This window comes from Caballeronia sp. TF1N1, from assembly GCF_022878925.1.
GTDB lineage: Bacteria > Pseudomonadota > Gammaproteobacteria > Burkholderiales > Burkholderiaceae > Caballeronia.
Genome location: NZ_CP084626.1, coordinates 297,762 through 322,037 on the forward strand (window position 1 = coordinate 297,762; position 24,276 = coordinate 322,037).

Consider the following 24,276-nt stretch of genomic DNA (forward strand, 5'->3'; position numbering starts at 1 on the left):
CGCCTGACGAGAAGCCCGAAGAAACTGGAGAGACTCATGGGACAGTACGCCGCCCCGTTGCGCGACATGCAGTTCGTGCTGCACGAATTGCTCGATGTCGAAGCAGAACTGAAGAACATGCCGAAGCACGCCGATCTCGACGCGGACACCATCAATCAGGTGCTCGAAGAAGCCGGCAAGTTCTGCGCCGAAGTCGTCTTTCCGCTCAACCAGAGTGGCGACCGCGAAGGCTGCACGTATGAAGGCGATGGCGTCGTGCGCACGCCCGCCGGTTTCAAGGAGGCGTATCGCCAGTATGTCGAGGCGGGCTGGCCCGCGCTCGGCTGCGATCCCGAGTTTGGCGGACAGGGCTTGCCCGCGTTCGTGAACAACGCGCTCTACGAAATGCTCAACTCCGCGAATCAGGCCTGGACGATGTACCCCGGCCTCTCGCATGGCGCGTATGAATGTCTGCACGCGCATGGCACGCCGGAGCAAAAGAGCACGTATCTGTCGAAGCTCGTTTCGGGCGAATGGACCGGGACGATGTGTCTGACCGAGCCGCATTGCGGCACCGACCTCGGCATTCTGCGCACGAAGGCCGAGCCGAACGGCGACGGTTCCTTTGCGCTCACCGGCACGAAGATCTTCATTTCGAGCGGCGAGCACGACATGGCCGAGAACATCGTCCATCTCGTGTTGGCGCGTCTACCGGGCGCACCTGCCGGCACCAAGGGCATTTCGCTTTTCATCGTGCCGAAGTTCGTGCCGGATTCGAACGGCGCACTGGGCGAGCGCAATGGCGTCAAGTGTGGATCGATCGAACACAAGATGGGCATCCACGGCAACGCCACCTGCGTGATCAATCTCGATGGCGCGAAGGGCTGGCTCGTCGGCGAAGAGAGCAAGGGCTTGAACGCCATGTTCGTGATGATGAACGCGGCACGCCTGGGTGTCGGCATGCAGGGTCTTGGTCTCACCGAAGTCGCGTATCAGAACTCGCTCGTCTATGCAAAAGAGCGCTTGCAGATGCGCTCGCTCACCGGTCCGAAGGCGCCGGAGAAGGCGGCCGATCCGATCATCGTGCATCCGGACGTGCGGCGCATGCTGCTCACGCAAAAAGCCTATGCCGAAGCGGGGCGCGCGTTTGCTTATTGGGCGGCGCTCAATATCGACAAGGAACTTTCGCATGCGGATGAAGCGGCGCGTCGCGAGGCGGCGGATTTCGTCGCGTTGCTCACGCCCGTCATCAAGGCATTTCTCACCGATAACGCGTTCGAAGGCACGAACATGGCCATGCAGATTTACGGCGGTCATGGCTTCATCTCCGAATGGGGCATGGAGCAGTACGTGCGCGATGCGCGCATCAACATGATCTACGAAGGCACGAATTCCATTCAGGCGCTCGATCTGCTCGGCCGCAAGATTCTCGGCGACATGGGCGCGAAATTGAAGCGCTTCGGCAAGCTGGTCGCGGATTTCGTCGAGGAAGAGGGCGTTAAGCCGGAGATGCAGGAGTTCATCAATCCGCTCGCGGATATCGGCGACAAGGTGCAGAAGCTCACCATGGAGATCGGCATGAAAGCCATGCAGAATCCCGATGAAGTGGGCGCGGCTGCGGTGCCATATCTGCGTACGGTCGGGCATTTGGTGTTTTCTTATTTTTGGGCGCGGATGGCTCGGGTGGCGCTCGATAACGCTTCTTCTGACGATGCTTTTTATAAGGCCAAGCTCGCTACTGCGCGGTTTTACTTCGCCAAGCTGCTGCCCGAGACAGCCTCTACTATTCGTGCTGCTCGCGCGGGGGCCAAGCCTATGATGGATTACGACGAGGCTTTGTTTTGATTTTTTTTTAGGGGAGCCTGTGCTGCTTTCGTGCGGTTACATGCAGTAGCCGCCTCCCCGGCGGAGGGGTAACTTTCTTTGCTGCTGCAAAGAAAGTCACCAAAGAAAGCAGCTTCTGAACCCGCTTCTGAAGCACAACTGGTTCCCCGCTATTCACCACAAACCCTTTGAGCGCTCCAAATGTCCAACGCCTCAGGTTCATCTCAGGGCGAGCCCGCCTTCTGAAGAACAACCGGTTTCCCGCTATTTATCACAGGCCCATTGAGCACTTCCAATGACTAACGTGTTTTGCTCATTAGTTTTGGTGCTCATTGGGTAGCGCGCAGCCATTCGATACAAGTCGCGCACAACCCCTTTTTTTGGAGGCTTATTCGTGGGCACTCTCAACATTCGCAAAGTCGCCGTGCTCGGCGCCGGCGTAATGGGCGCGCAAATCGCCGCGCATCTGATCAACGCTCGCGTACCCGTGCTGCTATTCGATCTGCCAGCCAAGGAAGGTCCCAAGAACGGCATCGCGCTCAAAGCCATCGACAATCTCAAGAAGCTCTCGCCCGCGCCGCTCGGTATCAAGGACGACGCGAACTTCATCGAGCCGGCTAACTACGAAGACGATATCGCCAAACTCGCCGAGTGCGATCTCGTCATCGAAGCCATCGCCGAACGCATGGACTGGAAGCACGATCTCTACAAGAAGGTCTCGCCGCACATCGCGCCGCACGCCATCTTCGCAAGCAATACGTCCGGCCTCTCGATCACGGAACTGTCGAACGGCTTTTCGGATGAACTCAAGGCGCGCTTCTGCGGCGTGCATTTCTTCAATCCGCCGCGCTACATGCATCTGGTCGAACTCATTCCGACCGCAACCACGCAACCGCATATCCTCGATCAACTCGAAACGTTCCTGACGAGCGTGGTCGGCAAGGGCGTGGTACGCGCGAAAGACACGCCGAACTTCATCGCGAATCGTGTCGGCGTGTTCTCGATTCTCGCCGTGATCGCCGAAGCGGAAAAGTTCGGTCTGCGCTTCGATCAGGTCGATGACCTCACGGGTTCGCGTCTCGGTCGCGCCAAGTCCGCCACCTTCCGCACCGCGGATGTCGTCGGTCTCGACACGATGGCGCATGTCATCAAGACGATGCAGGACAACCTGCCGGACGATCCCTTCCTGCCCATCTACGCCACGCCGCCCGTGCTCGCGAAACTGGTGGAAAGCGGCGCACTCGGCCAGAAGACGGGCGCCGGTTTCTATCGCAAGGAAGGGCGCGCGATCAAGGTGCTCGATCCGAAGACCGCGCAATACGTCGATGGCGGCGCGAAGGCCGATGAACTCGTCGGCCGCATTCTGAAGCGTCCGCCCGCCGAGCGCTTCAAGCTGTTGCGCGAGACGGACGATCCGCAGGCACAGTTCCTCTGGGCCATTTTCCGTGACGTGTTCCACTACATCGCGGTGCATCTCGAATCGATCGCGGATAACGCGCGCGACGTCGATCTCGCCATTCGCTGGGGCTTCGGCTGGAATCAAGGGCCGTTCGAAAGCTGGCAAGCGGCGGGCTGGCAGCAGATCGCGAAGTGGGTGCAGGAAGATATCGATGCAGGCAAGGCGCTCTCGAAAGCGCCGCTGCCCGCGTGGGTGCTCGACGGTCCCGTCGCGGAAAAAGGCGGCGTGCATACGAGCGGGGGTTCGTGGTCGCCGCGGGAACGCCGCTTCGTGCCGCGCTCGAGCTTGTCCGTGTACGAGAAGCAAGTATTTCGCGCGCCGCTCGTCGGCGAGACGGGCGCCGATCCCAAGACCTTCGGCAAGACGCTCTTCGAAACCGAAAGCGTGCGCGCCTGGCTCGATGACGAGCAAAGCGATGTCGTCATCGTGTCGTTCAAGACGAAGCTGAACACCATTGGCCCGGGCGTGATCGACGGTCTCACGCAAGCCATCGAACTCGCCGAGAAAGCGTATCGCGGCGTGGTGATCTGGCAGCCGACTTCGCTTGCGCTCGGCGCGCCGGGCGGTCCGTTCTCGGCGGGGGCGAATCTCGAGGAAGCCATGCCCGCGTTCATGATGGGCGGCGCGAAGGGCATCGACCCGTTCGTGAAGAAGTTCCAGCAAGGCATGTTGCGCGTGAAGTACGCGAATGTGCCGGTCATCGCGGCCGTGTCGGGCATCGCGCTTGGCGGCGGTTGCGAGTTGCTGCTGCATTCGGCCAAGCGCGTCGCGCACGTCGAAAGCTATATCGGTCTCGTCGAAGTAGGCGTGGGTCTCGTGCCTGCGGGCGGTGGTCTGAAGGAAGCCGCGTTGCGCGCCGCCGATGCCGCGAACGCCGTCAACGCAACGACCGATCTGCTCAAGTTCCTGCAGAAGTCGTTCGAGAACGCCGCGATGGCGAAGGTTTCCACCTCCGCTTTCGACGCCCGCGCGATGGGTTATCTCAAGCCCACGGACACCATCGTCTTCAACGTGCACGAGTTGCTCGACATCGCGAAGAAGGAAGCGCGCGCGCTCGCCGATACCGGCTACCGTCCGCCCTTGCGCGTGAAACAGGTGCCGGTGGCGGGCCGCTCGGCGATTTCGACCATCAAGGCGTCGCTCGTCAACATGCGCGATGGCCGCTTCATCAGCGAGCACGACTATCTGATCGCGAGCCGCATAGCGGAAGCCATGTGCGGCGGCGATGTCGAAGCCGGCAGTCTCGTCGATGAAGAATGGCTGCTCGCGCTCGAACGCCGCGCGTTCGTCGAGTTGCTCGGCACGCAGAAAACGCAGGAACGGATCATGGGCATGCTGCAGACCGGCAAGCCGGTGCGCAACTGAACACGCGACCTATTGGAGCTGCAAATAATGAGCAAGCAATTGCAAGACGCATACATTGTCGCCGCGAGCCGCACGCCTATTGGTAAGGCGCCGCGCGGCGTGTTCAAGAACACGCGCCCGGATGAACTGCTGGTCCACGCCATCCGCTCGGCTGTGGCGCAAGTGCCCGGACTCGACACGAGCGTGATCGAAGACGCGATCGTCGGCTGCGCCATTCCCGAAGCCGAGCAAGGGCTGAACGTCGCGCGCATGGGCGCCTTGCTCGCGGGTCTGCCGAACACGGTCGGCGGCGTGACGGTGAACCGCTTCTGCGCATCGGGTCTGACGGCGCTCGCGATGGCCGCGGACCGCATCCGCGTGGGCGAATCCGACGCGATGATCGCAGGCGGCTGCGAGTCCATGAGCATGGTGCCGATGATGGGCAACAAGCCGTCGCTGTCGCCGCATATCTTCGATCGCAATGAGGACGTCGGCATTGCGTACGGCATGGGGCTGACCGCCGAGCGCGTGGCCGAGCGCTGGAAGGTGAGCCGCGAGGCGCAGGACGCGTTCGCGGCGCAGTCGCATCGGCGTGCGTTGGCGGCGCAAAAGGCGGGCGAATTCGCCGATGAAATCGCGGCTTACACGCTCAACGAACGCTTCCCCGATCTCGCTTCGGGCGAAGTGCGCGTGAATGCCCGTGAGATCGCGCTCGACGAAGGTCCGCGCGCCGATACGAGCGTCGAAGGTCTCGCGAAGCTGCGCGCGGTGTTCGCGAACAAGGGCTCGGTGACGGCGGGCAACAGTTCGCAAACTTCCGATGGCGCGGGCGCGTTGATCGTCGTGTCGGAGAAAGTGTTGAAGCAATTCAACCTCACGCCGCTCGCGCGCTTCGTGAGCTTTGCAGTGCGCGGCGTGCCGCCGGAGATCATGGGCATCGGGCCGAAGGAAGCGATTCCCGCTGCATTGAAGGCCGCCGGTCTCAAGCAGGATGACATCGACTGGATCGAACTCAACGAGGCATTCGCGGCGCAGTCGCTCGCGGTGATTCAGGACCTCGGGCTCGATCCTTCGAAGGTCAATCCGCTCGGCGGTGCGATTGCGCTCGGGCATCCGCTCGGCGCGACCGGCGCGATTCGCGCGGCGACCGTCGTACATGGCCTGCGCCGCCGCAATCTGAAGTACGGCATGGTGACGATGTGCGTCGGCACCGGAATGGGCGCTGCCGGCATCATCGAGCGGCTGTGATGACGTGGTCCGCCAGCGCGTCGAGCGTTAGCGGACCATCACGACAGGAGACGGAAGATGGAGATTCTCATCGAACGCGCGGATGGCGTGCTCTGCATCGTGCTGAATCGCCCCGAGAAGAAGAACGCGATCACGGCTGCGATGTATCAGGAGATGGCCGACGGTCTTTACGAAGCCGAGAAAGATCCTTCCGTGCGCGCCGTGCTGATTCGCGGCAACGGCGGCGCTTTTAGCGCGGGCAACGACCTCGAAGACTTTCTCAACGATCCGCCCAAAGACCAGGACGCGCCCGTGTTTCAATTCCTGCGCCGCCTGAGCGCGATGCCGAAGCCGGTGGTTGCGGCGGTATCGGGTGTGGCGGTGGGTATCGGCACGACGATGCTTCTGCATTGCGATCTCGTCTACGCGGCCGAGGGCGCGAAGTTCTCGCTGCCGTTCGTGCAGCTCGGCTTGTGTCCGGAAGCGGCATCGAGTCTATTGTTGCCGCGTATCGCCGGATACCAGCGTGCGGCGGAAAAGCTGCTGCTCGGCGAAGCATTCGATGTCAAGGAAGCCACCGAAATGGGCTTTGTCAACGGCGTGCTCGCTGCCACCGAACTCGATGCCTACGCTCTTGGCAAGGCGAGGAAGCTGGCCGCGTTGCCGGCGTCGTCGCTGCGCACCACCAAGTCCTTGCTGAAGGGCGCACAGGCGGCGGAAGTCACCGCGCGCATGGGCGAGGAAGCGGGGCACTTTGCGCGCATGCTCGCCGCGCCGGAAGCGCGTGAGGCGTTTCAGGCGTTCTTCGAGAAACGCAAACCGAACTTCAGCGCGTTCGAATAAAGCCTGCGCAAAACGCCTGAAGCGCGCTCAATCCGCGTCGTACTCGACGAAGCTGTTTTCGCGCGCGAAGCTGACGAGCCTCAGGCTCGCTTTCTTCGCGATGGCGATGGCAAGCGAAGTCGGCGCGGAGATAGTCGCGATCATCGGCACGCCGACGCGCGCCGACTTGCGCACGAGTTCGTAGCTTGCGCGGCTCGACAGAAACACGAAGCCTTGCGTCGTGTCCACACGCTGCAGCACGAGATGGCCGATGAGTTTGTCGAGCGCGTTATGGCGGCCGACATCCTCGAACGCGTGCAGCACCGCGCCTGTTTCGTCGCACCATGCAGCGGCGTGCAGGCCGCCGGTGAGCTTCGTCAGCCGCTGATGCGCGGGCAGATCGCGCGCGGCGCGTTCGATGGCATCGGGCGCGAGCTTCGCGAGAAAGCCGGTATCCGGCACGGCTTCGGGCTGCAAATCCAGCAAGTCGATACTCTCGATCCCGCACACGCCGCAACCCGTGCGGCCCGTCAATGCGCGCCGCTTGTCCTTCAGCGAAACGAACGCCTGCTGCACGACTTGCAAGTGCACTTCGGCATGAGGCAGCGCGTCTGCTTCATCACGGTAATAGACTTCGATGTCGTGAATGTCGCTGCCCCGCTCGACAATACCTTCCGTCAGCGAGAAGCCCACCGCGAAGGCTTCGAGATCGCGCGGCGTGCACATCATGACCGCGTGCGAGATGCCGTTGTAGACGAGCGCAACGGGCCATTCCTGGCCCACGTTATCCGTGACGATCGCGCTCTCGCCCTTGCGATGTCTGCGCACGTTGCGTTCGACATAGCCGGGTTGATCGTCGGTATCGAGTCGACTCACTTGCTGCTCCTTCTTTACCGCATGGCCGCCGCGTTCAAGTAAAGTGTGGGTATGACACTTGCTGCCATGTCATGCTGTCCGCGTTTTCAAAAGCGCGCGCCAGCGGTTCATTTGCAACGGTTCCAGCCAGATTCAGAGCCCTACAATAACTTAAGCGGGCGATGCGCGCCGCGCGCGCCCCTCAATCCAACGAGGCTAACGTCATGGGACTTTACGACGCCGCTCGTCTCTTCGGCTTCGAGGTTGAATCCTCGGACAACTTGCGTTTCATTCCGCTTGCCGTGCGCTTCAATCTGGATCGCTTTGGCATGCGTATCGCGCTCGAGGAATGGCAACAGCTTCCGTATGAAGATCGCGCGTTGCTTGCACGCTTTCCCGTGGAAGACGATGCGGAACTCGAAAAGAACTTCGATCTCGCGCTCGAAGAGATGCTGAAAACACATGCCAATGCCACGCCGGAACAAATCGAGCGCGACACCGATCCCGTCTGGGCACATGCCGATGCCGTGCCAGAATCCGTGATTCGTCAGAGCAGTCTAGCTGGTGTGAGCGCGCCGAGCTTGTCGCGCTGGGGCAAGCTCGATCGCTTCCAGCGTTATGCGCTAGCCAAGCTCTCGCGCAACGCAGACAAACTCAATCACGACTTCTTGCCGGCGATGCGCGAATTCGGCCTGACCGAATAAACGTCTGCGAGATTTTCAATCGAGCGCGGGCAACACGCGCGGGCGACGATCGCGATCCGTGGCGACATAGGTCAGTGTCGCCTCCGTCACCTTGACCACTTCTTCCGCGAGACTCATGCGCTGCGCATAGACCTCGACGGATATCGTCACCGACGTGTTGCCCGTCTTGACGATGTCCGCGTAGAAGCTCAGCAGATCGCCGACGAATACCGGATGCTTGAACAGGAACGAGTTCACGGCGACGGTCGCCACGCGTCCGTTCGCGCGCCGGCTCGCGGGAATGGAACCCGCGATATCCACCTGCGCCATGATCCAGCCGCCGAAGACATCGCCGTGTACGTTGGCGTCGGCGGGCTGCGGAACGACACGCAGGGCGACCGGCTTTTGGGGAAGACTGGATTCTTGGGGCATGGAAAGGGTCCGGTGTTGCGTCGCAGTGGCCATGAGCGGGGCCTTGAACCTTCTGCGACAATGCATATGTATAGATGACTCGCGAGCAGCAAGCCAGCGAGTCTCGCGAATTGTACCGGGATAGCACGCGTAGATCGCGCTCCCGCAAGAACCCCAAGCGTCTGAAACGCCGCCCCCGCGCAACGTGCCCGAAGGCGCCCGAAAAATACGACTCATGCGCCGCATCCCCACGAGAGAGACGGGCGCGCCCGCCAAGGGCTCGCGCCGCGACTGGCAGACGATCCGCTCGCTGTTGCCTTACCTCGCCACGTACAAGGTGCGCGTGGCGTTCGCGCTTGCGTGTCTCATCGGTGCGAAGGTGACGAACCTCGGCGTGCCTATCGTGATGAAGCATATCGTCGATAGCCTCTCGTCCGTGCAGCATCTCACCGCGCTTGGCCGCGCGCAGGACGCGCCGGGGCTCGTGCTGATCGGCGGAATCGGGTTGCTGGTAATCGCTTATGCGCTCGTGCGGCTGTCGACTTCGATCTTCACCGAACTGCGCGAACTGCTCTTTGCGAAGGTCACGGAGAGCGCGGTGCGCCAGCTTGCGCTCAAGGTGTTTCGGCATCTGCACGCGCTGTCGCTGCGCTTTCATCTGGAGCGGCAAACGGGCGGCATGTCGCGCGATATCGAACGCGGCACGCGCGGCATTCAGCAACTCGTGTCGTATTCGCTCTACAGCATTCTGCCGACGCTCGTCGAAGTGGGGCTCGTGCTCACCTTCTTCGCGACGAAGTACGAAGCGTATTACGCCATCGTCACGTTCATCGCGTTAGTGACGTATATCGTGTTCACTGTGAAGGTGACGGAATGGCGAACGCATTTTCGCCGCACGATGAACGATCTCGATTCGAAGGCGAACGCCCGCGCGATAGATTCCCTGCTCAACTACGAGACGGTGAAGTACTTCGGCAACGAAGAGTGGGAAGCGCGCCGCTACGACGAGAACCTGCAGCGCTATAGAACGGCGGCGATCCAGTCGCAGCGTTCCTTGTCGATGCTCAACTTCGGGCAGCAGACGATCATCGGCACGGGGCTCGTGTTCATTCTCTGGCGCGCGACACAGGGCGTCATGGCCGGACGGCTCACGCTCGGCGACCTCGTGCTCATCAACACCTTCATGCTGCAGTTGTATATTCCGCTGAACTTTCTCGGCGTGGTGTATAGGGAATTGAAGCAGGCTTTGACCGATACCGATCGCATGTTCACGCTGCTCGGCGCGGGCCGCGAAGTGCCGGACGCGCCCGATGCGCGGCCGCTTGCGGTGAAGGGCGCGGCGGTGCGCTTCGACAACGTGAACTTCGCCTACGAGGCGGCGCGGCCCATCCTGCATGGCATCGACTTCGCCATTCCCGCTGGCACGACGACGGCGGTGGTGGGTCATAGCGGCTCCGGTAAATCGACGCTGGGACGGCTGCTGTTTCGCTTCTACGATCTCGACCGCGCGGCGGGCGGCCGCATTCTGATCAATGGTCAGGACATTCGCGACGTGACGCAGGATTCGTTGCGCGCGGCAATTGGAATCGTGCCGCAAGACACCGTGCTTTTCAACGACTCGATCTACTACAACATTGCTTACGGAAAGCCCACTGCATCGCGCGACGAAGTGATCGCGGCGGCGCGCGCGGCGCATATCCATGACTTCATCGAAACGCTGCCCGCGGGTTACGACACGCCGGTCGGCGAACGCGGCCTCAAGTTGTCGGGCGGCGAGAAGCAGCGCGTGGCCATCGCGCGCACGCTTTTGAAAAATCCGCCGATCCTCATCTTCGACGAAGCCACTTCCGCGCTCGATTCGAAGTCGGAGCGCGCGATTCAGCATGAACTCGATAACATCGCTCGCGAGCGGACCACGCTCATCATCGCGCACCGGCTTTCGACGGTGGTGCATGCGCAGCAGATCATCGTGATGGATCACGGGCGCATCGTGGAGCGCGGCACGCACGCGGAGCTGCTGCGTGCGGGTGGTCTCTTCGCGCAAATGTGGGCCCTTCAGCAGCAGCGCGGCAGCGATGATGTCGCCGCGATGGGGCAGCGGGATACGGCGGGGGTTTGATACTTTCAATCGGAAATGGAAGTGATATACTCCGCCCCCGATTTAATTAGTTACGCGGATTAAATCACACCGATGCGCTGACGATTGAACCGAAGCGCATCGACCATGGCAACTAAAAAAGAAGTTCCGAGGAAAAATGAGTAGTCTCAGCACCTGGTCTTGTCTAGCCGTATTAGTCATCTGCATTGTCATGCTTTACCCCTACGTACGGATCGTTCAGCGCACCGGGTATTCGGGATGGTGGCTGATCACCTTATGCATCCCCGGCGTGAACCTGATCATGCCTTGGGTCTTCGCGATGGCGCGCTGGCCCGCACTCGACGGCGAGCGTCGAGCCTAAGTAATGAACGGCACGCTACTCCATCGCATGCGCGCCGTTCATCGCCATGCCTTCGGCCCCGAGCGCCGCCGTCGATGACCAGCGCAGCCACTGCGCGCGCAGCACGAACAGCGCACCGAACGCGCACGTAGCGATCACGCCGAAAGTCGCGAAGCCCATCTGATAGCTGCCGGTGCTTTCCTTCGCCATGCCCATCACCACCGGCAGATAGAATCCGCCGATACCGCCCGCCGCGCCTACGATCCCCGACAGCAAGCCCGTCTTGCCCTTCCAGCGATGCGGCACGAGCTGAAACGTCGAGCCGTTGCCAAGCCCGAACGCGATATACAGGCAAATCAGCAATGCCAGACCGCCGGCGACAGGCGGCATCCAGATGGCGAAGGCAAAGTCGCCCACGGCGATCACGGCAAGCAGCACGAGCAGCGCACGCACACCAGTCACGCGATCCGCGACATAGCCGCCAAAGGGCCGCACGATCGCGCCGAGGAACGCGAGCAGCGACATGAAAAGCCCGGCTTCGAGCTTGGGCATCTGATAGAGCGAAGTAAGCAGCAGCGTCACATACGACGACATGCCGACGAAGCCGCCGAACGTGATGCTGTAGATGAGCATGATGACCCACGTATCGCGCTCGCGCAGCACGGTGCGATACCGGCCCGGCAACACCGCGATGGCGATGATCGCGCCCATCACCGGCAGCAGCAACACGCCTGTGCGTCCTGCACCGAAGACGCCGCCGCTCACCGCCAGCACCAGCACGATGAGGCTCACGAGCGTCACCGCGAAACTCGACAGCGCGCGCCCTGTGCTGCCGCTTTTCTCGCCGAGATCCGATGCCCACGCGTACAGCGCGATGGCGGTCAGCGCGAGCAACGGCAGCGCTGCTGCGGTGGCGAGCTGCCAGCCGAAGGCATCGGCGAGATGCGGGAACAGGAAGCCGTCGAGCACCGCGCCGATGTTGCCCGCAGCCGCGAGACCCAGCACCAGCCCCTGGACCTTCGGCGGATAATTGCTGCCGGCCATCGGCAACGCGACGGCGAAGCTCGCGCCGCCCATGCCGAGGAACACGCCGAGCACGAGCAAGAGCGCATACGACGGCGCGCCGGGCAACAACGGCAGCACGATCGACGGAATCGACGAGAGCACGACGCCCATCAGCGCGACGCGACGGCCATCGGTCGATTGATAGAGGTTGCCGAGCGTCACGCGCAGAATCGCCGCCGCGAGCACCGGCACCGCGACGAGAAAGCCCTGCTGCGCCGCTGTCATCGCGATGTCCCGGCCGATGAACGGCGCGAGCGGTCCATACAGCACCCAGACGGTGAAGCCCGTATCGAAGTACAGGAAACAGGCGAGTAGCGAGCGCCAGTTGCCGCTCTTGAGCGATGCGATCAGATTGGACATTGCGAATTCCAGATGTAGGCGTGTGGCGAAGTGCTTCTGCCTGGTTGACCGATCAGCAGGCAGCGCGGAGGCGAGCAATCGGCTTGAGCGGGACCAGGAGAATTTGCAAGCACCATGCCAAAGAAATGTGTGCGCAATCGGCTGGCTGCGCGACGCCCTTATCGGCGAGGCTTGAGGGCATGTGCCGCTTACGCTTGCGAGCCGCTTGCCCGCCTTATGTCCACGCGACGAGGCGCGCGCTGCGGCACCGCGTTCGTGCGCGAGCCGCATGGGTATGGTGCGTCGCGCTTGCGTGAGGTTCATGGGGCGTGCAGGGCGCATCCCTATAAAATGCTTTCTTCGCCGCATAGCGCGCGCATGGCGCTCATCCACGATGGAACTCAAATGGCTCGAAGACTTCGTCTCGCTCGCGGAGACGCGCAGCTTTAGCCGCTCGGCAGAACTTCGGCATATCACGCAGCCCGCGTTTTCGCGGCGCATCCAGGCGCTCGAAGCGTGGCTCGGCACCGAGCTCATCGACCGTTCGGTGTATCCGACGCGTCTGACGCAAGCCGGTCAGGTCTTCTACGAGCAAGCGCTCGCCATGCTTTCGCAGTTTCACGAAGCCCGCATGCTGCTGCGCGGTCAAGGTGGCGTGCCCGCGGCGACCATCGAGTTCGCGGTGCCGCACACGTTGTCGCTGACTTATTTTCCGCGCTGGCTCGAACACGTCGAAGCGCGGCTCGGGCGCATCCGCACACGCTTGCGCGCGCTCAACGTGCACGACGCGGTGCTGTCGCTCGTCGAAGGCGGCTGCGATCTCGTGATGGGCTATCACCATCCGAGTCATCCCGTCGCGCTCGATCCCGCGCGTTACGACATGCTCACGCTCGGTAGCGAGCCAATCAGTCCGTTCTCCGCGCCCAACAAGGGCGGACGCGCGCGCTACACGCTGCCCGCAAGCGCGGATGCGCCCGCGCCGTATCTGTCCTACACGCAGAACGCGTATCTCGGCCGCATGACGGAGGTGATCATCGCGACGGCGCCCACGCGCCTCTATCTCGACAAGGTCTACGAGACCGACATGGCCGAAGGCCTCAAGGCAATGGCGCTTGCCGGTCACGGTGTCGCGTTCCTGCCGCACAGCGCGGTCGAAGACGCAGTGGAAGAAGGCAAGCTGATCCGGCTCGACAGGGGAACACGCGGCACGAGCGCCGGTCAGTTCACGCTGACGATGGAGATCCGCCTCTACCGCGACAAACTGGCCGCTCAAGGAGAGGAACCGCGTCAGGCGTTGATCCGCGCGCTTTGGGATGCAGTAGGCGAAGAAGTGCTCGATGCATCGGCGCAAAAGCCCGGTGGATAAGCGTTTGCGACGTTATGCAAGAAACGCATGATCGAATGAGCAAACGGCATTGGCATTGCGCACGCTGTTTTTCGACAATGGGCGCATTCCTTCACCGCTGGAGCATCAATTGTCCTCTTCGAAGCACTCGCTGCAAGCGCCGGACGCCAAACACGCGATCCCGTCGTACCTCCATGCCGACGATCTCGGCCCCTGGGGCAACTACTTGCAGCAGGTCGATCGCGTCGCACCGTATCTCGGTTCTCTCTCCCGTTGGCTTGAAACCCTCAAGCGCCCGAAGCGCATTCTCATAGTCGATTGCCCGATCGAACTCGACAACGGCACCGTCGCGCATTTCGAAGGCTATCGCGTGCAGCACAACACGTCGCGCGGTCCCGGCAAGGGCGGCGTGCGTTATCACCAGGACGTGACGCTTTCCGAAGTGATGGCTTTGTCCGCGTGGATGTCGGTAAAGAACGCGGCAGTGAACGTGCCGTACGGCGGCGCGAAAGGCGGTATTCGCGTCGATCCGCGCATGCTCTCGCGTGGCGAGCTCGAACGCCTGACGCGCCGGTACACGAGCGAGATCGGCATCATCATCGGGCCGAACACGGACATTCCCGCGCCGGACGTGAACACGAACGAGCAGATCATGGCTTGGATGATGGACACGTACTCCATGAACCAGGGGCAAACGGCTACGGGGGTCGTGACCGGCAAGCCGATCGCGCTTGGCGGCTCGCTCGGCCGCAAGGAAGCGACAGGGCGCGGAGTGTTCGTCGTCGGCTCGGAAGCGGCGCGTCGCATGGGGCTCGAGATCGAAGGCGCGCGTATCGCGGTGCAGGGCTTCGGCAACGTCGGCGGAATCGCGGCGCGGCTGTTCCAGGAAGCGGGCGCGCGGGTCATCGCGGTGCAGGATCACACGGGCACGCTTTACAACTCGAAGGGTATCGACACGCTCGCGCTCGCCGAGCACGTCGCGCAGAACGGCGGCGTTGGCGGCTTTGCTGGCGCCGATCCGGTATCGGCGGACGAGTTCTGGACCATCGAGACCGACATCCTCATTCCGGCCGCGCTGGAAGGCCAGATTACCGAGAAGAACGCGCCGAAGATCAGAACGAAGATCGTCGTGGAAGGCGCGAACGGCCCGACCACGACGGCCGCCGACGACATCCTCCACGACAAGGGCGTGCTCGTGATCCCCGACGTGGTGGCGAATGCGGGCGGCGTGACGGTGTCATATTTCGAATGGGTGCAGGACTTCTCCAGCTTCTTCTGGACCGAGGACGAGATCAACCAGCGGCTCGAACGCGTCATGCGTGAAGCGTTTGCGGCGGTTTGGCAAGTGGCGAGCGAGCATAAGGTTTCGGTGCGCACGGCGGCGTTCATCGTGGCCTGTACGCGCATTCTCATGGCGCGTGAAATGCGCGGCCTGTATCCCTGATCGCATGGCCACGCGCTCGTGTCGGATGTGGCATGAGGCAAGCGGTTCGCATGACGCGTGCCGCATGAACGATTGATGAAATTTTGCGGGCGACGCTCCTTCGGGACGTCGCCCGCATTTGCATGAGGATTGCTATAACATCGCGGTTTTCTGTCGCGACACGGCTCGACTGAAGTAAGTGCTCAAGCGCCAATGCCGGTGACCTTTCCGCCGACATCCCGAAAATAAGACAGAGTGGGTTAACAATCATTCTTTCAGAATAATTACCCTGCTAAACTTGCCCCGATTTTTGCCACAGGAGATCGAACACATGAAGATTAAAAAAGCTGCGCTGCTTATCGCCGCGCTCGGATTCATCGCGGCGAGCGCTCACGCGCAAGACGCCGGCACGCTCAAGAAAATCAAGGACACGGGTGTGATCTCGCTGGGGCATCGCGAGTCGTCCATTCCTTTCTCGTACTACGACGACAAGCAGAACGTCGTCGGCTATTCGCATGAGTTCGCGCTGCAGGTCGTGGAAGCGGTCAAGCAGAAGCTCAACATGCCGAATCTGAAGGTGAAGCTCACGCCGGTCACGTCGCAAAACCGCATTCCGCTCGTGCAGAACGGCACGGTGGACCTCGAGTGCGGCTCGACCACGAACAACGCGGAACGTCAGCAGCAAGTGGCCTTCTCGAACACGATTTTCGTGATCGGCACGCGCCTCATGACCAAGAAGGATTCCGGCGTGAAGGACTGGGCGGACCTGAAGGGCAAGACGGTCGTGACGACCGCCGGCACGACTTCGGAACGCCTGCTTCGCAAGATGAATCAGGACAAGAGCATGGGCATGAACATCATCAGCGCGAAGGATCACGGCGAGTCGTTCCTCACGCTGTCGACCGGCCGCGCCGTCGCGTTCATGATGGACGATGCGCTGCTCGCGGGCGAACGCGCCAAGTCCAACACGCCGAACGATTTCGTGATCGTCGGCGCGCCGCAATCGCATGAAGCGTACGGCTGCATGATGCGCAAGAACGACCCCGAGTTCAAGAAGGTCGTGGACGACGCCATCGCCAAGGTGGAAACCTCGGGCGACGCCGACAAGATCTACAAGAAGTGGTTCGAAAGCCCGATTCCGCCGAAGGGCCTCAACCTCAACTTCCCGGAAAGCGACGACATCAAGGCTCTCTTCAAGAGCCCGAATGACAAAGTAATCGACTAACCGGTTCGACTATCGAGCGAACGAGACGGAAGGAGCTTGCTTCTTCCGTTTCTTTTTGGAGTGAGGTCCATGTCTTACCACTGGAACTGGGGCATTCTGCTGAGTCCGGTTTCGACCGGCGAGCCCACCACGTATCTCGGCTGGCTGATTTCCGGCTTCTGGGTGACGATTACCGTGTCGCTCGCGGCTTGGGTGATCGCGCTTGTGGTCGGCTCGTTGTTCGGCATCTTGCGCACGGTCCCGAATCGCTTCCTGGCGGCCATCGGCACTGTCTATGTCGCGATCTTCCGTAATGTTCCATTGATCGTGCAGTTCTTCGTCTGGTATCTGGTGATACCCGAGTTGCTGCCGCCTTCCATCGGCAACTGGTTCAAGCAACTGCCGCCATCGGCGCAGTTCTTTTCCTCGTCGATCATCTGTCTCGGACTCTTCACCGGCGCGCGCGTGTGCGAACAGGTGCGCTCGGGCATCAGCGCGCTGCCGCCTGGTCAACGCAACGCGGGTCTCGCGATGGGCTTCACGCAATGGCAGACGTATCGCTATGTGTTGATGCCGGTCGCTTATCGCATCATCGTGCCGCCGCTCACGTCGGAATTCCTCAACGTGTTCAAGAATTCGGCGGTCGCGTCGACCATCGGTCTGCTCGACCTTTCGGCACAGGCGCGGCAACTCGTCGACTACACGGCGCAGACGTATGAGTCGTTCATCGCGGTGACGCTCGCTTACATGCTCATCAACCTCGTCGTGATGAACCTGATGCGCTGGGTCGAAGCGAAGACCCGGTTGCCTGGCTACATCGGAGGCAAGTAATGCATCAATTCAACTGGAGCGGCATTGTGGGCGCGTGGCCCACGCTGTGGACGGGCGCCATCATCACGCTGCAGATCACGGTGCTCGCCATCGTGATCGGCATTGTCTGGGGCACGGTGCTCGCGCTGTTTCGTCTGTCGGGCGTGAAGCCCTTGCAGTGGTTCGCGAGCGCTTACGTCACGGTGTTCCGCTCGATTCCGCTCGTGATGGTGTTGCTGTGGTTCTTCCTGATCGTGCCGCAGTTGCTGCAGAATGTGCTCGGCTTATCCGCCGATATCGACATTCGCCTCGCTTCCGCGATGGTCGCGTTCTCGCTCTTCGAAGCTGCGTACTATTCGGAGATCATTCGCGCGGGCATTCAGGCAGTGGCGCGCGGTCAGGTGAACGCGGCGTTCGCACTCGGCATGACCTACGGCCAGGCGATGAAACTCGTCGTGCTGCCGCAGGCTTTCCGCGCAATGGTGCCGCTGTTGCTCACGCAGGCAATCGTCCTGTTCCAGGATACGTCGCTCGTCTACGTGATCAGTCTCGCGGACTTCTTCCGCACGGCGACGAACATCGGCGACCGCGACGGCACGACCGTCGAGATGGTGCTGTTCGCCGGCGCGTGCTATTTCGTGGTTTGCGTGTTGGCATCGGCACTCGTAAAAAGTCTTCAGAAAAAGGTCGCAAGATGATCTCTATCAAGAATGTTTCCAAGTGGTACGGGCAGTTCCAGGTGCTGACGGACTGCACGACCGAAGTGAAGAAAGGCGAGGTCGTCGTGGTGTGCGGCCCGTCGGGTTCGGGGAAGTCGACGCTCATCAAGACCGTGAACGGTCTCGAACCGTTTCAGAAGGGCGAGATCACCATCAACGGTCAATCGCTCACGGACAAGAAGACCAATCTCTCGAAGCTGCGTTCGAAGGTCGGCATGGTGTTCCAGCATTTCGAGTTGTTTCCGCATCTGTCGATCGTGCAGAACCTGACGCTCGCGCAGATCAAGGTGCTGGGCCGATCGAACGACGAAGCGACGACGAAGGGTCTCAAACTGCTCGATCGCGTGGGCCTGCGCGCGCACGCGGACAAGTTTCCGGGCCAGTTGTCGGGCGGTCAGCAGCAACGCGTGGCGATTGCCCGCGCGCTGTCCATGGACCCGATCGCCATGCTCTTCGACGAACCGACCTCCGCGCTCGATCCCGAGATGATCAACGAAGTGCTCGACGTGATGGTCGAACTCGCGCAGGAAGGCATGACCATGATGTGCGTGACGCACGAAATGGGCTTCGCGAAGAAGGTCGCGCATCGCGTGATCTTCATGGACAAGGGATTGATCGTCGAGGACGACCAGAAGGAAGCGTTCTTTGCGAATCCGAAGTCGGATCGCGCGAAGGACTTTCTGGCGAAAATCCTGCACTGACGCGTTTTCGCGGCGTCATGCAAAACGGCCTTCCGTGAGGAAGGCCGTTTTTATTTAGCGTTCGATTCTGTTTTTATTCGATCCCGAGTTCGGTTTCCACCGACGCCGTCGACTGAATTTGCTCGATCTTCAGCGCCGATCCCACGCACGCTTTGGCAAGCGGCTCGGCGGCCTTCTTCGCGACTTCATCCGGCACCGGAATGTTCACCGTGCGCGAGAGCGCGCCTTTCTGGAACATGGCGAGATCGCCGGGCGCAAAACGCGTCCAGACTTCGTTATCGGTGAGCGGCGAGGTGGCGATGACCGCCACGCGATCTTCCGGCGTCGTGTACTTGGCGAAATCGATCGACATGTCCGCGTCGATCAGATGCGCGGTCGAAAACGGCCAACTGCGAACCAGATAGTACAAATGCGTCGAGCAGTGCGAGAAGAGCGCTTGGCCGTTGGACATCAGGAAATTGAACACGCCGTGCTTCGTGATCTCGCCTGTAAGTGAGGCGAGCGCGTCGAACAATTCTTCCAGCGGCGGCTGCGAGCGCGGAAACGCCTTGCGCAAACCTTCCAGCAGCGTGCAAAAGGCAAGCTCGCTGTCCGTGTTGCCGACGGGTTGATACAGGCCGTTCAGTTCGGGCGCGTAGTCTTTGAGATCGCCGTTGTGCGCGAAGATCCAGTGCCGTCCCCACAACTCACGCAGGAACGGATGGCAGTTTTCCAACAGGATATGCCCTTGCGTCGCCTTGCGAATATGCGCGATGGTGTTCTTCGATTTGATCGGATAGCGCTTCACCATCTCCGCGAGCGGCGACTTGGCGGACGATTCATGGTCGATGAAAAGCCGGCACGCCTTGTCCTCGAAGAACGCGATACCCCAGCCGTCCGCGTGGTGATCCGTGACCCCGCCACGCGCGGCGAACCCGGTGAACGAGAACGTCACATCGGTCGGTTCGGCGCAATTCATTCCGAGAAGTTGGCACATGTTGCTGAAAGCGAGAGCCGGTAAGGGCATTGAGCCCGTTGTTACAATACGTCCGACAAGCATATCACCGGGGCAGTCATCCAAAATTCGAACGGCGTCGGGCAAAACGCGGCGTTGTCAATTTTCCACGGATGTTTTTGCCAGGTCTTTAGATCTCCCGACTCCAACGTTTCCGCCGCCATCACGCCATGTCCAATTCCGCCTCGCCCGATTCGCTCACGACACTCACGATTGCGCGTCCCGACGACTGGCATCTGCACGTGCGCGACGGCGCAATGCTCGCCGCCGTCCTGCCGCATACGGCGCGCCAGTTCGGTCGCGCGATCATCATGCCGAATCTGAAGCCGCCTGTGACGACCACGGAAATGGCTGCGGCTTATCGCGAGCGCATTCTGGCCGCGCTGCCGAAAGACGGCGCCGCCGCGCGTTTCGAGCCGCTGATGACGCTCTATCTCACCGACAACACGCCGCCTGACGAGATCCGCCGGGCGCGCGAAAGCGGCTTCGTGCACGGTGTGAAGCTTTATCCGGCGGGCGCGACGACCAATTCGGACGCGGGCGTGACGAGCCTCGGCAAATGCGCGAAGACGCTCGAAGTCATGCAGGAAACGGGCATGCCGCTGCTCATCCACGGCGAAGTGACCGATGGCGATATCGATATCTTCGATCGCGAGAAGGTGTTCATCGACCGCGTGCTGCTGCCGCTGCGCCGCGATTTCCCCGCGCTCAAGGTCGTGTTCGAGCACATTACGACGAAAGACGCCGCCGGCTACGTGCGCGACGCCGAAGGTCCGGATGGCACGATCGGCGCGACCATCACCGCGCATCACCTGCTGTTCAACCGTAATGCCATTCTCGTGGGCGGCATCCGGCCGCATTACTACTGCCTGCCGGTGTTGAAGCGCGAGACGCATCGCGTGGCGCTGGTCGAGGCGGCGACTTCCGGCAACGCGCGCTTTTTCCTCGGCACGGACAGCGCGCCGCATCCGAAAGGCTTGAAAGAGCACGCGTGCGGTTGCGCGGGCTGTTACACGGCGCTCCACGCGCTCGAACTCTATACGGAAGCCTTCGATAAAGCCGGCGCGCTCGACAAACTGGAAGGTTTCGCGAGCTTTCATGGCGCGGATTTCTACGGCCTGCCGCGCAGCGCGGAGAAAGTGACGCTCGAGCGCGCATCGTGGACGCTGCCCGCCGAGTTTTCCGTCGGCGACGAAGAGGTCGTGCCGCTGCGTGGCGGGGAATCGATCGGATGGCGCTTCGTGGAGGCAAGTTGAGTGAGCGGCGCGTCGGGGGCGGCGGCTGAAGACGGCGTTGGCCGTTTCGCGGCAATAGACTGGACGCGCCCGTGGTTACCATCGATCGAAACGCGCGGCAGGCGCTGGCAAGCCGCCGCGCTCGATAGCCCGGCGCGCTATTTGTCCGTCCTGAACGACGACGCCCAAGCCGCCGCGCATGTCACGGGGCGCGCTCGGCCGCTCGCGTTTATCGCGCAGGAAGCCTTGCCGGACGGGGCGTCGTATGAAGGGCATATCGCCGAAACGGGATGCGTGCCCACGCGCCATAACCTCCACGATTTTTTCAACGGCCTGATGTGGTTTGCGTATCCGCGCGTCAAGGCGGCGCTCAATGCGCGACAGGCCGAGCAGATCGAGACGCGCGGTATCGGTCCGACGCGCGGCGGCGTGCGCGACGCGCTTACGCTTTTCGACGAAAACGCGGTGTTTTTCGCGTACTCGGACGCAATGCTCGCCGATGCCTTGCGCCGCTTCGACTGGCGTGCGCTTTTCATCGAAGGCCGTCCGGCGTGGGGTACGCGTTGTGAGGCGCGCATCTTCGGACACGCGTTGCTGGAGAAACTCGTTGCGCCGTACAAGGCGTGCACGGGTCACGCGTGGCTCGTGCCGGTGCCCGCTGACTACTTCTCTCTTGACGATACCGCCCGCCGCGCCTTGCTCGATGAACGCGTAACGGCAAGCCTTAATGCCGGGACGATCGAAAGCCGCGCTTTCTCGCCGATACCTGTGCTTGGCGTGCCGGGCTGGTGGCAAGCAAACGAATCCCCCGAGTTTTACGACGATACGACAGTGTTTCGTCCGGGCAGACGCAGCGCGTGAGACGTCGCGGCGAACGCAGCGCGCACGATTCGCAAGCAAAAAGCTATTCCTCGAGATGCAGTAGATACCCGATGCTAGAATCGACCCCGCAAAGCAGGCCAGGCAGTCGCGGCTTCGACGTTTCGTGCGTCGAGGGCGAGGAAAGTCCGGACTCCACAGGGCAGGGTGATGGCTAACGGCCATCCGTGGCAACACGCGGAACAGGGCAACAGAAAGCAAACCGCCGATGGCTCCTGGCGCAAGTCGGGAGATCAGGTAAGGGTGAAACGGTGCGGTAAGAGCGCACCGCGGCCATCGTGAGACTGGCCGGCACGGTAACCTCCACCCGGAGCAATTCCAAATAGGCAGGCGCGCATCTTCGAGATGCAGGACGGTGCCCCCGTTCGTCTGCGGGTAGGAAGCTTGAGCGCGTCAGCAATGGCGCGCCTAGAGGAATGACTGCCACGCGCGATTGCTTTCGGGCGTATTGCGTGCACAGAATCCGGCTTATCGGCCCGCTTTGTCGTATTCCAAAAGAAAGAGCCGGCGTCACGCGCGTGACGCCGGCTCTTTTTTGCTTGCGCGCTCGCTCAGACTTCGACGATATCGAACGAATGCGTCAGTTCGGCGGTCTTCGCCAGCATGATCGACGCCGAGCAATACTTGTCATGCGACAGGTTGATCGCGCGCTCGACGGTCGCCGGGTTCAGATTCTTGCCCGTGACCGTAAAGTGAAAGTGAATCTTCGTGAAGACCTTGGGATCTTCGCTCGCGCGATCGGCCTTGAGCGTGACGGAGCAGCCTTGAATCTCCTGGCGGCTCTTTTTCAAGATCATCACCACGTCGTAGGCGGTGCAGCCGCCGGTGCCAAGCAGCACCATTTCCATCGGACGCGGCGCGAGATTGCGTCCGCCGCCTTCGGGCGCTCCGTCCATCGTGACGATATGACCGCTGCCCGTTTCGGCCGCGAACGCCATGCCGTCCGGTCCCATCCAGCTCACTTTGCTTTCCATGCTCAGGCTCCAGCGTTCTACGTTTACAGGGGTTTCATTGTAGCGGCTCGCGGTCGTCGGGATGGCTGCGCATGCGCGCATCTACCGGTTGACGAGCAAACCTTTACGTGAGGGTATTGCTGTCGGATAACAGATTCGCGAAGTGGAGGGAGGACTCTAGCGGGTTGGATCGCTCTGGATGACCGCTGAATCCGTTCTATCGCGATGTTTTATAAGGGGAAGTCGCGCGCACTGCACCTTTATGGAAATTCCACATTATGAACTCATCTTTCACGATGCAAATCTTCTTGCCTCCCCGCATGACCGTGCCTATACTCGTTTCATTGGTTGTCGCAGTTAGACACATCTACCGCGTCTCCTCCACCTCCTCCTTTGGTGGATTAAGCCCGAGCCCTCAGCGCTCGGGCTTTTTTTCGCCCACAGCGCCCATGCGGCGGGCCAATAGCGTCATTCTTTTGACCTCCGCGACTATTTCCCTTTATAATTCAAAGTTCTCTTCGTTCCACGCCCGCGAAGAGAAGTCAGGGAGAGCCTGCCGCGCGTCCTGAACGCAAGTTCTTGAACGCTCATATAAGCAGGACCGAACAAAGGTAAAGGCTGAAAACAGCCAAGGGCAGATTTAAATTTTTGGATCGATCATGAAGACGTTTTCCGCAAAAGCCCATGAGGTGACGCGTGAATGGTACGTGATTGACGCGACGGATAAGGTTCTCGGCCGTGTCGCCAGCGAAGTGGCACGCCGTCTTCGCGGCAAGCACAAGCCTGAATTCACCCCGCACGTCGACACTGGTGATTTCATCATCATCATCAACGCCGGCAAGCTGAAGGTCACGGGCAATAAAGCTACGGACAAGAAGTACTATCGTCACTCGGGCTACCCGGGCGGCATCTATGAAACGACGTTTGGCAAAATGCAAGAGCGTTTCCCGGGCCGCGCGCTCGAGAAGGCCGTGAAGGGCATGCTGCCGAAGGGTCCGCTCGGCTACGCAATGATCAAGAAGCTGAAGGTCTACGCCGAAGCAACGCATCCGCATACGGCTCAACAGCCTAAAGCGCTCGAGATCTAAGGGGAGCCCACATGATCGGTAACTGGAACTACGGTACGGGCCGCCGCAAGAGCGCCGTCGCTCGCGTCTTCATCAAGTCGGGCAAGGGCGATATCGTCGTCAATGGCAAGCCCATCGCCGACTACTTCTCGCGCGAAACCTCGCTGATGATCGTGCGTCAGCCGCTGGAACTCACGAATCACGCAAGCACGTTCGACATCAAGGTCAACGTGTCGGGCGGCGGTGAAACGGGTCAGGCAGGCGCGGTTCGCCACGGCATCACCCGCGCGCTGATGGACTACGACGCAACGCTCAAGTCGCAACTGTCGAACGCTGGCTTCGTCACCCGCGACGCGCGTGAAGTGGAACGTAAGAAGGTCGGTTTCCACAAGGCACGCCGCCGGAAGCAGTTCTCGAAGCGTTAAGCGCTTTGGCGCTCCGCCTCCGTCTTACTGGACGCGAAGCTGCCCGAAAAAGCCGCCCGCACCGCACGTGCCGGC

Annotated in this window: 21 protein-coding genes and 1 other RNA gene; 17 read left to right on the top strand and 5 right to left on the bottom strand. The window is 61.4% G+C overall.

What is annotated here, in order from left to right:
- The first annotated feature begins 36 nt into the window (after window positions 1–36).
- The 4 genes from LDZ28_RS01440 (at window position 37) to LDZ28_RS01455 (ending at window position 6,676) form a co-directional block, all read left to right on the top strand.
- Window positions 37–1,824 (top strand): acyl-CoA dehydrogenase C-terminal domain-containing protein, encoded by a 1,788-nt coding sequence (locus LDZ28_RS01440; RefSeq protein ID WP_244826968.1) that lies wholly within the window; start codon window positions 37–39, stop codon window positions 1,822–1,824.
- Window positions 1,825–2,197: 373 nt separating this feature from the next.
- Window positions 2,198–4,627, top strand: a complete 2,430-nt coding sequence (locus tag LDZ28_RS01445; protein ID WP_244826969.1) for a 3-hydroxyacyl-CoA dehydrogenase/enoyl-CoA hydratase family protein — start codon at window positions 2,198–2,200, stop codon at window positions 4,625–4,627.
- A gap of 27 nt (window positions 4,628–4,654) precedes the next feature.
- Window positions 4,655–5,854, top strand: coding sequence for an acetyl-CoA C-acyltransferase (locus LDZ28_RS01450; protein ID WP_244826970.1), 1,200 nt, complete (start codon window positions 4,655–4,657; stop codon window positions 5,852–5,854).
- A 57-nt stretch (window positions 5,855–5,911) separates the two neighbouring features.
- Window positions 5,912–6,676: an enoyl-CoA hydratase gene (locus tag LDZ28_RS01455; RefSeq protein WP_244826971.1), complete on the top strand. Its 765-nt coding sequence runs from the start codon at window positions 5,912–5,914 to the stop codon at window positions 6,674–6,676.
- Window positions 6,677–6,703: 27 nt separating this feature from the next.
- On the opposite strand, the gene fdhD is transcribed toward LDZ28_RS01455, so the two are convergent.
- A complete protein-coding gene (gene fdhD, locus LDZ28_RS01460) occupies window positions 6,704–7,531 on the bottom strand; it encodes a formate dehydrogenase accessory sulfurtransferase FdhD (RefSeq protein WP_244826972.1) in 828 nt (275 codons plus the stop codon).
- 203 nt (window positions 7,532–7,734) lie between these two features.
- Between fdhD and LDZ28_RS01465 the strand changes: the two genes are divergently transcribed.
- Complete coding sequence (locus tag LDZ28_RS01465; protein ID WP_244826973.1) at window positions 7,735–8,214, top strand: nitrate reductase associated protein; 480 nt, start codon at window positions 7,735–7,737, stop codon at window positions 8,212–8,214.
- A gap of 15 nt (window positions 8,215–8,229) precedes the next feature.
- Here the strand turns inward: LDZ28_RS01465 and LDZ28_RS01470 are convergent, their stop codons facing one another.
- Window positions 8,230–8,625: an acyl-CoA thioesterase gene (locus tag LDZ28_RS01470; protein WP_244826974.1), complete on the bottom strand. Its 396-nt coding sequence runs from the start codon at window positions 8,623–8,625 to the stop codon at window positions 8,230–8,232.
- A gap of 214 nt (window positions 8,626–8,839) precedes the next feature.
- Here LDZ28_RS01470 and LDZ28_RS01475 point away from each other — a divergent pair, with 214 nt between their 5' ends.
- Entirely contained in the window at window positions 8,840–10,723 is a 1,884-nt protein-coding gene (locus tag LDZ28_RS01475; protein ID WP_244826975.1) for an ABC transporter ATP-binding protein/permease, read from the top strand.
- A 355-nt stretch (window positions 10,724–11,078) separates the two neighbouring features.
- On the opposite strand, the gene LDZ28_RS01485 is transcribed toward LDZ28_RS01475, so the two are convergent.
- Window positions 11,079–12,467, bottom strand: coding sequence for an MFS transporter (locus LDZ28_RS01485; protein ID WP_244826977.1), 1,389 nt, complete (start codon window positions 12,465–12,467; stop codon window positions 11,079–11,081).
- A gap of 373 nt (window positions 12,468–12,840) precedes the next feature.
- Between LDZ28_RS01485 and LDZ28_RS01490 the strand changes: the two genes are divergently transcribed.
- The 6 genes from LDZ28_RS01490 (at window position 12,841) to LDZ28_RS01515 (ending at window position 18,648) form a co-directional block, all read left to right on the top strand.
- Window positions 12,841–13,812 (top strand): LysR family transcriptional regulator, encoded by a 972-nt coding sequence (locus tag LDZ28_RS01490; RefSeq protein WP_244826978.1) that lies wholly within the window; start codon window positions 12,841–12,843, stop codon window positions 13,810–13,812.
- 109 nt (window positions 13,813–13,921) lie between these two features.
- Entirely contained in the window at window positions 13,922–15,235 is a 1,314-nt protein-coding gene (locus LDZ28_RS01495) for a Glu/Leu/Phe/Val dehydrogenase (RefSeq protein ID WP_244826979.1), read from the top strand.
- Window positions 15,236–15,545: 310 nt separating this feature from the next.
- Window positions 15,546–16,439 (top strand): glutamate/aspartate ABC transporter substrate-binding protein, encoded by an 894-nt coding sequence (locus LDZ28_RS01500; RefSeq protein WP_244826980.1) that lies wholly within the window; start codon window positions 15,546–15,548, stop codon window positions 16,437–16,439.
- A 69-nt stretch (window positions 16,440–16,508) separates the two neighbouring features.
- A complete protein-coding gene (locus tag LDZ28_RS01505; RefSeq protein ID WP_244826981.1) occupies window positions 16,509–17,249 on the top strand; it encodes an amino acid ABC transporter permease in 741 nt (246 codons plus the stop codon).
- A complete protein-coding gene (gene gltK / locus LDZ28_RS01510) occupies window positions 17,249–17,926 on the top strand; it encodes a glutamate/aspartate ABC transporter permease GltK (RefSeq protein ID WP_244826982.1) in 678 nt (225 codons plus the stop codon). Before LDZ28_RS01505 ends, gltK begins: the two co-directional genes overlap by 1 nt.
- Window positions 17,923–18,648: an amino acid ABC transporter ATP-binding protein gene (locus tag LDZ28_RS01515; protein WP_244826983.1), complete on the top strand. Its 726-nt coding sequence runs from the start codon at window positions 17,923–17,925 to the stop codon at window positions 18,646–18,648. The genes gltK and LDZ28_RS01515 overlap by 4 nt, the downstream gene beginning before the upstream one ends.
- A 73-nt stretch (window positions 18,649–18,721) precedes the next feature.
- On the opposite strand, the gene LDZ28_RS01520 is transcribed toward LDZ28_RS01515, so the two are convergent.
- Entirely contained in the window at window positions 18,722–19,624 is a 903-nt protein-coding gene (locus LDZ28_RS01520) for a class II glutamine amidotransferase (RefSeq protein ID WP_244826984.1), read from the bottom strand.
- A 188-nt stretch (window positions 19,625–19,812) separates the two neighbouring features.
- Here LDZ28_RS01520 and pyrC point away from each other — a divergent pair, with 188 nt between their 5' ends.
- From pyrC to rnpB, 3 genes are all read left to right on the top strand, one after another.
- Window positions 19,813–20,898, top strand: coding sequence for a dihydroorotase (gene pyrC / locus LDZ28_RS01525; protein ID WP_244826985.1), 1,086 nt, complete (start codon window positions 19,813–19,815; stop codon window positions 20,896–20,898).
- Window positions 20,899–21,738 carry a DUF3025 domain-containing protein gene (locus tag LDZ28_RS01530; protein ID WP_244826986.1) on the top strand — a complete coding sequence of 280 codons (840 nt, stop codon included), beginning with the start codon at window positions 20,899–20,901 and terminating at the stop codon, window positions 21,736–21,738.
- Between the two features lie 90 nt (window positions 21,739–21,828).
- An RNA gene (rnpB, locus tag LDZ28_RS01535) (RNase P RNA component class A) lies at window positions 21,829–22,243 on the top strand.
- A gap of 64 nt (window positions 22,244–22,307) precedes the next feature.
- Here the strand turns inward: rnpB and LDZ28_RS01540 are convergent.
- Complete coding sequence (locus LDZ28_RS01540; protein WP_244826987.1) at window positions 22,308–22,730, bottom strand: OsmC family protein; 423 nt, start codon at window positions 22,728–22,730, stop codon at window positions 22,308–22,310.
- A gap of 638 nt (window positions 22,731–23,368) precedes the next feature.
- Between LDZ28_RS01540 and rplM the strand changes: the two genes are divergently transcribed.
- The gene (gene rplM / locus LDZ28_RS01545) at window positions 23,369–23,797 is read left to right on the top strand and encodes a 50S ribosomal protein L13 (RefSeq protein ID WP_244826988.1); all 429 of its coding nucleotides are present in this window, start codon (window positions 23,369–23,371) and stop codon (window positions 23,795–23,797) included.
- An 11-nt stretch (window positions 23,798–23,808) separates the two neighbouring features.
- Window positions 23,809–24,201, top strand: coding sequence for a 30S ribosomal protein S9 (gene rpsI / locus LDZ28_RS01550; protein ID WP_244826989.1), 393 nt, complete (start codon window positions 23,809–23,811; stop codon window positions 24,199–24,201).
- Window positions 24,202–24,276: the final 75 nt, after the last annotated feature.

Bases quoted from the DNA above. Each gene is read 5' to 3' on its own strand.
- LDZ28_RS01540 (WP_244826987.1), bottom strand. From the start codon at position 22,730: ATGGAAAGCAAAGTGAGCTGGATGGGACCGGACGGCATGGCGTTCGCG.
- LDZ28_RS01500 (WP_244826980.1), top strand. From the start codon at position 15,546: ATGAAGATTAAAAAAGCTGCGCTGCTTATCGCCGCGCTCGGATTCATC.
- pyrC (WP_244826985.1), top strand. From the start codon at position 19,813: ATGTCCAATTCCGCCTCGCCCGATTCGCTCACGACACTCACGATTGCG.
- LDZ28_RS01505 (WP_244826981.1), top strand. From the start codon at position 16,509: ATGTCTTACCACTGGAACTGGGGCATTCTGCTGAGTCCGGTTTCGACC.
- LDZ28_RS01475 (WP_244826975.1), top strand. From the start codon at position 8,840: ATGCGCCGCATCCCCACGAGAGAGACGGGCGCGCCCGCCAAGGGCTCG.
- LDZ28_RS01490 (WP_244826978.1), top strand. From the start codon at position 12,841: ATGGAACTCAAATGGCTCGAAGACTTCGTCTCGCTCGCGGAGACGCGC.
- rpsI (WP_244826989.1), top strand. From the start codon at position 23,809: ATGATCGGTAACTGGAACTACGGTACGGGCCGCCGCAAGAGCGCCGTC.
- rplM (WP_244826988.1), top strand. From the start codon at position 23,369: ATGAAGACGTTTTCCGCAAAAGCCCATGAGGTGACGCGTGAATGGTAC.
- LDZ28_RS01485 (WP_244826977.1), bottom strand. From the start codon at position 12,467: ATGTCCAATCTGATCGCATCGCTCAAGAGCGGCAACTGGCGCTCGCTA.
- gltK (WP_244826982.1), top strand. From the start codon at position 17,249: ATGCATCAATTCAACTGGAGCGGCATTGTGGGCGCGTGGCCCACGCTG.
- LDZ28_RS01470 (WP_244826974.1), bottom strand. From the start codon at position 8,625: ATGCCCCAAGAATCCAGTCTTCCCCAAAAGCCGGTCGCCCTGCGTGTC.
- LDZ28_RS01450 (WP_244826970.1), top strand. From the start codon at position 4,655: ATGAGCAAGCAATTGCAAGACGCATACATTGTCGCCGCGAGCCGCACG.
- LDZ28_RS01440 (WP_244826968.1), top strand. From the start codon at position 37: ATGGGACAGTACGCCGCCCCGTTGCGCGACATGCAGTTCGTGCTGCAC.
- LDZ28_RS01465 (WP_244826973.1), top strand. From the start codon at position 7,735: ATGGGACTTTACGACGCCGCTCGTCTCTTCGGCTTCGAGGTTGAATCC.
- LDZ28_RS01515 (WP_244826983.1), top strand. From the start codon at position 17,923: ATGATCTCTATCAAGAATGTTTCCAAGTGGTACGGGCAGTTCCAGGTG.
- LDZ28_RS01520 (WP_244826984.1), bottom strand. From the start codon at position 19,624: ATGTGCCAACTTCTCGGAATGAATTGCGCCGAACCGACCGATGTGACG.
- LDZ28_RS01455 (WP_244826971.1), top strand. From the start codon at position 5,912: ATGGAGATTCTCATCGAACGCGCGGATGGCGTGCTCTGCATCGTGCTG.